This is a genomic window from Bradyrhizobium sp. NAS80.1 (assembly GCF_001908205.1).
Lineage (GTDB): Bacteria > Pseudomonadota > Alphaproteobacteria > Rhizobiales > Xanthobacteraceae > Bradyrhizobium.
The window spans coordinates 21,221-27,220 of record NZ_LGHL01000206.1 but is presented as its reverse complement, the minus strand read 5'-3'; the positions used below and the strand labels follow the sequence as shown (position 1 = coordinate 27,220).

At 61.3% G+C, this 6,000-nt stretch carries 4 protein-coding genes and 2 pseudogenes; 2 read left to right on the top strand and 4 right to left on the bottom strand.

What is annotated here, in order from left to right; translation table 11 throughout:
- Positions 1-251: 251 nt before the first annotated feature.
- Both AC629_RS36150 and AC629_RS36145 read right to left on the bottom strand, forming a co-directional pair.
- Positions 252-1,889 (bottom strand): MFS transporter, encoded by a 1,638-nt coding sequence (locus AC629_RS36150; protein WP_084809525.1) that lies wholly within the window; start codon positions 1,887-1,889, stop codon positions 252-254.
- Between the two features lie 84 nt (positions 1,890-1,973).
- A pseudogene (locus AC629_RS36145) lies at positions 1,974-2,207 on the bottom strand (type 2 periplasmic-binding domain-containing protein); the annotation flags it as partial.
- Positions 2,208-2,410: 203 nt separating this feature from the next.
- On the opposite strand from AC629_RS36145, the gene AC629_RS36140 reads away from it, so the two are divergent.
- Positions 2,411-3,034, top strand: coding sequence for a hydrolase (locus AC629_RS36140; RefSeq protein ID WP_084809523.1), 624 nt, complete (start codon positions 2,411-2,413; stop codon positions 3,032-3,034).
- Positions 3,035-3,046: 12 nt separating this feature from the next.
- Here AC629_RS36140 and AC629_RS36135 read toward each other — a convergent pair whose 3' ends face one another.
- Positions 3,047-3,973: a helix-turn-helix transcriptional regulator gene (locus tag AC629_RS36135; RefSeq protein ID WP_084809522.1), complete on the bottom strand. Its 927-nt coding sequence runs from the start codon at positions 3,971-3,973 to the stop codon at positions 3,047-3,049.
- Positions 3,974-4,090: 117 nt separating this feature from the next.
- Here AC629_RS36135 and AC629_RS49315 point away from each other — a divergent pair, with 117 nt between their 5' ends.
- On the top strand, positions 4,091-5,158 hold the full coding sequence (locus AC629_RS49315) for a LysR family transcriptional regulator (protein WP_084809521.1): 1,068 nt from the start codon (positions 4,091-4,093) through the stop codon (positions 5,156-5,158).
- Between the two features lie 622 nt (positions 5,159-5,780).
- Here the strand turns inward: AC629_RS49315 and AC629_RS50335 are convergent.
- A pseudogene (locus tag AC629_RS50335) lies at positions 5,781-5,924 on the bottom strand (VOC family protein); the annotation flags it as partial.
- Positions 5,925-6,000: the final 76 nt, after the last annotated feature.

The window sequence follows — 6,000 nt, the reverse complement described above, 5'->3', positions numbered from 1 at the left end:
TTGTATCAAAAAGGTTGATCTGACACCCCTTCCGCCAGTATGTTGTTCTCCTCTGTTCGTAGTCGTTCGAGCTCCACAGCAAAATCAGTGGCTTACGCCCGAACGGGGCTCCTCCACACGGAAGAGCCAAAAGGATTGAGTTGAATGTATTTTCTAGCCGGAGTTGAAAAATGCCATCAGTAGCCACGGTGGCGAGCTACAGATGGCATTCACCAGAACCTGCCGGAGATCGGGCAGGGCACTTCATTTAGCTAGTGGGATGTGCCCACGGAAGATGAAAAGGTCGCAGCGACAAAATGCGTGACCTTAGGTTCTGCCGCCGCGTCGAATTCGCGGAGAGAATCCTGAACGACGCGATCCGCGTTCGTCACGCGCTGGTGTTGTCGGAGATGCTCGAGCCAGGACGCCACCATGAACGTCTCGAGGAAACGCCCGGTCTCGGCCGCATCCTCGAAGACATCCCATGAGTAGGCGCCGTCGCGCCGCCGCTGCTGCTCCAAATTCCTGATGGCACGGAGGAAGGCCTCACGTCGCTCTGGAGCGATGCGGTACTCGATGGTGACCAATACGGGGCCGCGGTCGGCATCGGCGTCAATCGCCAGGACGGGCGCCGGCCAATGCATCGAGGGCGCGAGGTCCACTCCTTCGCCGCCCTGAAGCTTCCAGCGCCAAGTCAGCGCGATGCCGGCGACGGCTCCGGCGGCCGCGATGATGTGCGCCACGGGCAAGCCAAGAGCCGAGGCGAGCTGTCCCCAGAGTACGCTGCCGGCGGTCATTGCACCGAAGAACACGGTCACGAACAAGGCTAGTCCGCGCCCGCGCACCCAATCGGGCAGCGCGACCTGGACCGAGACATTGAGGCTCGAGAGAACGGCGATCCAGGAGATGCCAGCGATCACGCAGGCTGTCAGGCCCAGCGCCGAATGATGGGCTATACCCAGCAAGAGCAGACTGACCGCCGTACCGAGCGTGCCGGCCGCGACGAGGCGGTCGGGCCCGAGCGCCCCCTTCATCCAGGGCAGCGCGAAAGCCCCGACGATGGCGCCGATGCCGATCGCGCCCAGCAAGATGCCGTAGAGTTCGGGGCCGCCCGCGATCTGATCGCGTGCGACGAGCGGAAGCAGCGCCCAATACGCGCTCGCGAAGAAGAAGAACGCGACCGCTCTTATGAGAGTTGCGCGCAAGTTCGGGTTGTATCGCGCATGCCGGAAGCCGATCACCATGGCGCCCATCAGACGTTCCGGCGGAAGCCCGCTCCCCTGCGCCGCTGGCGGCCGCCACCAGAGCAGGGCGCCGATCACGGCGAAATTACTCAGCGCGTTGATCCAGAACGGCGCCGCGATGCCCAACGCACCGATGACGACGCCACCCAGCGCCGGTCCGATCGCCCTGCTGATATTGACACCGACTCCGTTGCTCGCAACCGCCGGTGCCAAGTCCTGCTTTGGGACAAGCTGAGGCACGATGGATTGCCATGCGGGGGCGGTGAATGCCGCCCCCGCACCAAGGAGGAACGTGAACAGAAGCAGGACCGACGGATTGATCAGGTCGAGCCAGACCAGAATCGCGCTGATCGCCGCGATGATCGTGACAACGATCTCCGCACCAATCAGGAAACGGCGCTTGTCGACGGTGTCCGCCACAGCCCCTGCGGGCAGCGCGAACAGGAACATCGGGAGGCTGCTCGCGACCTGGACCAAGGAGACCGTGAGCGGATCGGGATTGAGGCTTGTCATCAGCCATCCGGACGCGGCGTTGTACATCCATGTGCCGACGTTCGCGACGACGGTCGCAATCCAGACAACTGTGAACGCTCTGTGTCGAAATGCGGTCCAGGGGGACGCTCGTCGTTCCGCGGCTGCAGCCGTTTTGTCGTCGGGATTGGCCATGTTCTTACTCAGCTGATCGGATAGATCTTCGGCAGTCCAGGCCGCTTGGGGTCCAAAGCGCTCGGCCAGAAAATCGACAAACAGTCACACCTTGACTGAGAGATGTCACGTCGGCGGATAGATCGCATAGAAGGCCAAGGGAGGGGTACGGTAATCTTGGAGCACCGCGCGCCCCCAATATCGGGCATCGCCCGCGGTAACGGTAGGAATCAACGCCATGCCGTATACGCGGATTGCGGGATCGCGCATCACCTCGGCGTTGTTCACGCACAGCGACCACGACGACTGGATCCAGTGGTCGCCGTCGGCGCCCGTCACGATTTGGAGAAAAGTCATGCCATTCTGGAGATTAGTCAACCGACACCAGGCAGCGAATTTTTCGCTCAAACCAGTCAAGGCAGACCTTTCCTCCAATTCCTGCAGCTTTCGTCCAAGCCGATAAAGCGGCCTTGGCGTATTCGTTGATCTCCGCATCCGCTGGAGTTGTCGATATGACACAAGGATCCGAAACCGTGAGACCGATGTCCGACATCCTGATCGAACCGAAGGATTGTGCGTTGATCCTGGTCGACCAGCAGGCTGGGCTTGCGTTCGGCGTGGGATCGGCTGATCGCCAAACGCTCCTGAACAACGTCATCGCCCTTGCACGCACTGCAACCGTCTTCGGCCTACCGATCATTGCGTCGACCTCCGCCACCAAGGTCTACAGCGGTCCCCTGATGCCAGCGGTCCAGGCTGCGATCCCTGATGTCGTCGCAATCGACCGCCGCAACATGAATATGTGGGAGGACGACGCTGCGCGCGGGGCCATCGCGGCGACGGGACGGCGGAGGTTGATCGTTTCGGGGCTTTTGACGGAAGCCTGCGTGACTTTTCCGGTGCTCTCCGCTCTCGCCGCGGGGTATGAAGTGTACGTTGTCGGAGACGCCTGCGGCGGGCTCACCCCGGTTAGTCATGATCTCGCGCTCCGGCGTATGGAAGCTGCGGGAGCGAGGCCAACGTCCTGGATTCAGGTCCTTCTCGAACTGCAGCGCGACTGGACTCGGCACGCGACCTACGACGGAGCGCGGGCGATCGTTGAGGCGCATGGCGGCGGATACGGCATCGGCCTTGCCTACGCGCGGGACATGATCAAGCCCCCGTAGGAACCGCGTCGATTATCCATCGGCGTTGTTCCTGCGCCATGTCCCCGGACTGCAACCCACGGTACGGGAGAAAACGCGCGTAAAGTAGCTTTGATCGCCGAAACCGCAGATCAGCGCGGTATCGGCAAGCGAGAGCTTGGTGGTTAGCATCACGCGTTTGGCTTCCTCGATCCTCAAGTCGGAAAGGAATTTGTGCGGAGCCACACCAGTGGCCTTCCTGAAAGCACGCGCGAAATGGCTGGCCGTCAACCGGCATTCGGCAGCCACGTCGGCGATCGTCAGCTTGCTGGCGAACCGAGCCCGCATCATCTCCTTGGCTCGCCTCTCTTGCCAAGGGGCCAGCCCGCCCTCGGCCGCAGCACCGCGGATGCGCATTCCGCCATATGTCTGTGCGAAATGAGCGAGAAGGCTGAGCGCCAATTGGTCCAGGAACAACTCATTCGCGAGGCGGTCTTGCTCGACCGCAGCGAGGAGCACGTTGGACAGCGTCGACACGAACGGGTCTTGCCGATCGGCATTCCACCTCAGGGTCGCTATCCGAGATGCTCCGTGCTCCTGGGCGAACTCGTCCAGTGCCCGGGCCGGAACGTAATAATGCAACGTGTCGAAGGGGCCCCGAAACTCGCAATGAGGGTCGTCACGCAGGTCGACCACGGTCACGCTGCCGGCACGACACGCAGCCGAATAGGGACGACTTCCCGGCAGCGAACATGAGTGCCTGTCAAGCTCTCCAAGCTGATAAAGAATGCTGAAGGCCGGGGCGGGCGACAAGGCGGCGCTGCGCTCGCGGAAAAATCGCGAGCACGTTAGTCTCGTCGCCGTCAGAGCCAGCTGGCCGCGATGTTTCATCGTCAGCAAGGATATGGTGCTTATCCCGAGCTGGCCCTCTAGCTGCCCCAACAAACCACTTTCGGTCGGATTCGGGAGGTTGCCCGACATCGAAAATCGACTCCCCAGTGCCGAGAGTGGCAGTAGAATGCAGGCTCAACACCTAGCAATGTTGGCAAAGCAGCAAAATCGCCTTTTTGGCCGCACTGTACGGACAGGATTTCCGCAATGGATAGGATTGCCGGCGTCACCGTATTCGTCCAGGTCGCCGATTCTGGCAGCTACGTGGCTGCAGGCAAGATCCTTGGACATTCCCCCTCAGCGATCGGAAAGACCATCGTCCGCCTGGAGGAGAGGCTCGGTGTGCGATTGTTTCATCGCAGCACGCGCAGCCTAAGTCTGACCGCCGAGGGGGCGCGGTTTCTCGAACGCTGCCGGAGCATCATGAGGGAGATCACCGATGCTGAAAACGACCTTGCGCTCTCGCGCGATACCCCTCGCGGAAAGCTGAAGGTCAGCCTCCCTCTCGTCAACGAGGTGTGGCACCGACCACTGCTCGACTTCACGAGTCGCTTCCCCGATATCGAACTCGACCTTAGCCTCACCAACCGCAACGTGGACCTGATCGAGGAGGGCTTCGACGTCGTATTGCGGATCGGGGCGCTGCGGGATTCCCGCCTGAAGGCACGACGGATCGGATCCTTCAGATTGGTGCTCGTTGCCTCCCCCGCCTATCTCGCCGAAGTGGAGATCCCAAGATCCCTCGATGATCTCGATGAGCACGCCTGCCTTCGCAGCAAGAGCGCTTCGACTTCCAAGCTTTACCCCTGGCCGCTCGGGCCGAACTTCGTCCATAGGAGCGACAGACTTCGAAATCGCCTGGTGGTCGACCACAACGCGATGCTTATTTCCGCCGCCCTGGATGGCAAGGGAATAGCCTGCGTCCCGGAATTTTGGGCGAAGGAGCATGTGGCTGCTGGCAGGCTACAACTCGTTCTGGAAGCGGAGACGGAGAACGAGCGAGTCGTTTCCGCAGTTTGGCCGTCGGGGTGCTATCCCCCGAAGCTGAAGGCATTCGTCGAGTTCATTGCGGAAGCGCTACCGCCCGTCCTGAGCCGCGGGGACGGACGCGTCAATAGAGCCGAGGAAGGAGCGCCTGAAGCTCAAGCCGCCGAGCCTCCAGGAAAGAAGGAAGCTTCAACTCGCCACCCAATTCGTCCAACTGCTCATCGACCTCGAAACCCGGTCCATCCGTCGCAATCTCGAATAGCGCGCCACAAGGCGCGCGGAAGTTGACCGATTTGAGATAGGTCCTGTCCTCGAGATCGCTGCCGACGACTTCATAATCGAACTTGAGTTTATCGATGACCCTTGCGAGATCGTCGACGTCTCGAGCGCGAAACGCTATCTGACGTACAGTGCCTGCGCCGAGACGGCCTCTCTCGGCGCCGGCGGTCTGCTTGAGCGAAATGGCGCCTCCCGGTCCGTCGTGCGCTACCAGACGCGTGCAGCCATCTCTTGCATCTATATTCGCGAAACCCAGGACCCGAAGGAGAATTTTCGCGGTCCCATCCGTCGCCCGTACGCTCAAGGTAATTTCTTTCAACCCGCGTAGCGCATACTGACGATCGATGTCTCCTGTGATCCAAGCCGGTTCACTGGCCAGCCCTGAGGTCTCGATGAGCGCGATCGGGAGGCCATCCGGATCATTGAAGGAGACGAAGCGTTCTCCGAAGGCGGTCACGGCGCGACGATGAGGCACGGCTTTCGCGAAAAGCCTTTCGCTCCACCACGCGAGCGAGCCGCACGGAATGCGAAACGCGACCTCGATGGGGTCGCCCGCGCCGATCGTACCCGAAGCGACCCGCTCCCATACCAAACTGCCGATTAGAGTGCCGGGACGTCCGCTCCCGTCACCGAAATACAGGAGCCGAGCGCCTGGTTCGTCATAGCTGACCGTTTGCTTGACGAGTCTCAATCCCAGGATGCGGGCGTAGAAATTGTACGTTCTCGCTGCGTCGGCGGAGATGATCGTCACATGATGAAGTCCGCGGCCCACCATATTAGCTCACCGTGCTCAAGCAATCCTGGTCACCACCGATCGGGCACCGCACCGAGGTTGCAGGCAATGGCCTTGC